At 54.0% G+C, this 3,701-nt stretch carries 4 protein-coding genes; all 4 read left to right on the top strand.

Annotated elements, in window-relative coordinates:
* Positions 1 to 267: hypothetical protein (locus JNC80_RS19830; RefSeq protein WP_376711398.1), on the top strand; the 267-nt coding region annotated here is incomplete at its 5' end.
* A gap of 251 nt (positions 268 to 518) precedes the next feature.
* Positions 519 to 1,784, top strand: coding sequence for a plasmid replication protein RepC (repC, locus tag JNC80_RS19825; RefSeq protein ID WP_376711397.1), 1,266 nt, complete (start codon positions 519 to 521; stop codon positions 1,782 to 1,784).
* 616 nt (positions 1,785 to 2,400) lie between these two features.
* Complete coding sequence (locus tag JNC80_RS19820; protein ID WP_138787535.1) at positions 2,401 to 2,724, top strand: DUF736 domain-containing protein; 324 nt, start codon at positions 2,401 to 2,403, stop codon at positions 2,722 to 2,724.
* 609 nt (positions 2,725 to 3,333) lie between these two features.
* The coding region (locus tag JNC80_RS19815) for a hypothetical protein (protein ID WP_376711396.1) at positions 3,334 to 3,701 on the top strand (368 nt) is incomplete at its 3' end.

Raw genomic sequence — 3,701 nt, 5'->3', positions numbered from 1 at the left:
ACCGGCTGCCAGATCAGCGGCAGCGACGCGCAGATCTATTCGCAGATCCTGAAAAGCTTTCATCGCGTCTTGCTTACGATTTGGCATGAATGGATTCATGCTGCCAGCACTCGGACGATTCGAGCGCTGTTTCCTAGCTGCATAGGGCAGGACTGCCGGAAATTTGCCCCCAAAAGCCCGAATATGCAGGTTTTTGCGACAAATCCGGCAAAATCCGATGGAAAAAAGTTTCCAGTACCATTTTGCTTTATGTTGCAAATAGGGTAGCGTGACAGCTTACGCGGCCACGAGTCGTATTGATGAATTTGATTTGGAGTTAGAAACAAGACCCGGAAATGCAAACCCCGACGCAGCAAGCTACATCGGGGGGCAAAAGATAAATCCATAAAGCGTTTGGCGACGCTCTGAGGGACAGCAAAAACTTAAGTTCCAATTTATGGTCTCCCGCCCCCTCTGTCAACATCAAACGCAGCTTTTGCGAACGGCTCTGCTTTGCCCGGGTTTCGGAGAGGAAACCAATGCAAACCATAGCAAGCTTCAGAAAGATGACGCCTGGCATTCTCGCCAGCGCGGCACTCGCCATGCAAAGCGATCATGCACCAGTGACGAAAGCCCAAGTGGCGAGCGCATTGAAGAAATGCGCCGGTCGCCTAGGGATAAAAGGCTACACCTATCAGATCCTCGATACCTTGCTGGCGATTTCACCGGCCAAGGACTGGACGCATGAAAATCGCCCGGTTGTGGCGATCTCCAATGCGCGTCTTGCCTATGATCTGGGCGTCAGCGAAAAGACCGTCTCACGCGCAATCCGCGCGCTCGTCGAGGCGGGCATTGTCGCTTATCGCGACAGCCCGACCGGCCGCCGCTATGTGAACCGCGAAGGAGGTGGAAGCTTCGGCCTCGACTTTTCGCCAGCACGTCATCGCCTTGCCGAGCTGGAAGAACTGGCGAACGCCCATCTTGAGACATGGCGCTCGATGCGCGAGACAACACGCCAATGCCAAGGTGTCGCCCGTCAGATCGTTGATGCCCTTGAGCAGCTACGCCGCGACGGCCATCAAACGAAACGGTTCGAGGATCAGTTCAACCGGTTGGTGCCGCATTTCCATGAGCAGCGATCGCAACCTGAATATCTCTCTCAGCTCGTTGATCTGCTGAACGATGTACTTGCGCTCTACGCCCCTTTTGAGAGGGATCAAGATTGTGCATATCCTGATAATGAAGAAACAATTATGTCCCCCACACAGGACAAATATGTCCCCCCATATACAACTACAACCTCCCCACATTCTGTAAAAGAGAAGCGGAATCGGGCTGACGCCCGATCAGTCAATAAGACTGAGATCGGCAAAGCCGATCAAATGGCTTTTGAAAAAAAGCCTGTGCGGACAGGAGCCTTTGCACAAGCTGAAAGACCGTCAGACACAGATCCAGCAACAACCCTCGATTTACTCCGGTTAGGGTGCCGCCAATTGCAGGTTGAATATGGAATTGGGCTGCAAACTTGGCATGATCTTGAACGGAACGCCGAAACAGTCCGGACGCTGATCCAGATCCCGCGCGAAACATGGATTGCCGGCGTACAGGTCGCCGGCCTGCACAATGCGCTGGCGGCGCTTGCTATTGTGGCCGAGAAAATTATGCGCGCGGCAGCCCTGAAGCCCGGCGCGGCCGAGATCCAGAAGCCAGCCCGTTATTTCCTGTCGATGCTCTATCGTTCCGCTCAGGGTGAATTGCATCTTGCCCCATCTCTGCGGGCGTTGGCGAAGTCGGCAATGAACTGATCGGTGAAGGCTATTTGATCGTCTGCCGTGGTCATAGCGGCAGGGTGGAGGACTTGCCCCCGCCTGACTGGCGACAGGAATACGGCCGCGGATGAAAGCCGCGCAGGTCGTCATTCTGAGGCGCGTCAGACACCGCGCAGCGTTTTAACCGTCGCGGCTGTGGTCGATCGTGACGGGAGCATATGCCGCGCGATCAATTTTTCTTCCGCCAGATGCCACCTGACACAGCAATGCAGGGAGGGAGCCTGCATCGATGATCGGCGCCAGGGCCGGGGTGCGTTAGCAGAAGGCGCGACCCTGAATGATGGTGGCTGGAAAGTTGGGAGTCTTCAATCAGGCCGTTCAGTGCAGTCGAGTCATGAATATCTCGGAGCCAGAGACATAGCGGATATATCTCCTTTGCATGGCCGCGTTGTCGATCGATAGGCCACTAGAACCGGCCGACCCCGCCGCAACGGGAAACGAAACGATTTTCCCCGCGCCTGCGGCGCTCCTCGCGAAACAAAATCGTTCCTAAATCCCGCCCTTCGCTTCGCTGCGGCCCTGCGGGTGCAGCAGGGTCTCTAACCGGTCCTTACTCGTGTCCATCGACAACGCAAGCAAAGGAGATCGCGCAATGTCTGACCTCGTAAACTTCATCAAGTTCGACGCCGAAACCGACAACCTGACCGGCAATCTCGCCACGCTGTCCTTCGACATCGACATCACCGGCGAACCCTTCGCCAGCACAAACCCCAAGGCTCCGGTTTATCGCCTCTTCGCAGAATCCCCGCGCAAGCGCCGCATCGAGATTGGCGGCATCTGGCGGAAGAAGAACCAGAGGGACGCCGATTACTACACCCTCACCGTCAACACCGGCTTTGCGAAGCTAAACGCCAACCTCGGGCGCTATCCGGGGCAGGATGACGAAAGCCTGATGGCAGTCATCCCTTGGGATTAATCCCCTTGCCCCCGCCCAGGCGGGGGCAAGTCCTCCACCTCGCGACAGTGAAGATCCGTTTCTGACGGATTTTTGTTTCGCCCGAAGGGCAAAAGTAAGAGCCGACATTTTGTCGGCCTTCCGCTCAAAAGGGTTTTTCAGCCCGAAGGGCCGTAGCCTGCTTTCAGAAGAAAGCAGGCGCAGCAGGCGGAGGCCTGAACGCGCAAATAAATAGCGCTGTAGAGAAGGCCGGAGCCAGAGAAAAAACCCCGTCGGCCGTAGGCCGACAATGCCCAAATTTCTTGTGGATTTCACTTCTATGAACTTTTTATTATTCAGAAAACGAATGTTGAGCGCCAGATCGATTTTTGCTCCATTCTTCGCTAATATAATTTCGATCCGATGTGATTTGCGTTTCCCCCGTACGGGGGAAATCGCCACTCATCGTATCAACGACCGAAATTGACTTTAGTATTAGGTCAGCACGTCCGCGCCTTGGTTCTGCCTATTGAAGCACGCCGTTGACAGGCCAGACCTAAATGCTATCGGTTGGGAATGTTCCTCGAATAAATCACACCCATAAGCGAACCAATTAAAGTCAAACCTTGGAACACTAGACCGGCGGAAAGAATGAAGGGATCTATTACAGTAAAACCATTTGAAGGTATTCCCGTTGCAGACGAAATTGAACCCGGTCAGGCCGGTGTCAATCTCACATTGCTTTCAGAAATAGCGGATAATCCACCACCGAAGAACAAACATTGGAATGAAATGTTTCGCCGGATGGTGCTCAATCCAAAACCAGACGGGAGCGTACCAACAAACGACGAGTTAGCTGAAGCTCTAGGCGTTTTCCGCGATACAGTGCGGAGAGCTAAGCTTAGATGGCAGAAACTTGGCCTCATATATCGTGTCAACTATAACGGCTTGTACGCGTATAACTCCAAGCTGCTCGTCGTTAAGAATCGACAAGGTGAGGTAATTAATCTGCCTTGGAT

It is taken from the genome of Pseudochrobactrum lubricantis (assembly GCF_041929865.1).
Classification (GTDB): Bacteria; Pseudomonadota; Alphaproteobacteria; order Rhizobiales; family Rhizobiaceae; genus Pseudochrobactrum; species Pseudochrobactrum saccharolyticum.
Note: the sequence above shows the minus strand (reverse complement) of the source record. Positions and strands in the feature narration are given on the sequence as shown.

Excerpts from the sequence above, each read along its gene's own strand:
- repC (WP_376711397.1), top strand. The coding sequence starts at position 519 with ATGCAAACCATAGCAAGCTTCAGAAAGATGACGCCTGGCATTCTCGCC.
- JNC80_RS19820 (WP_138787535.1), top strand. The coding sequence starts at position 2,401 with ATGTCTGACCTCGTAAACTTCATCAAGTTCGACGCCGAAACCGACAAC.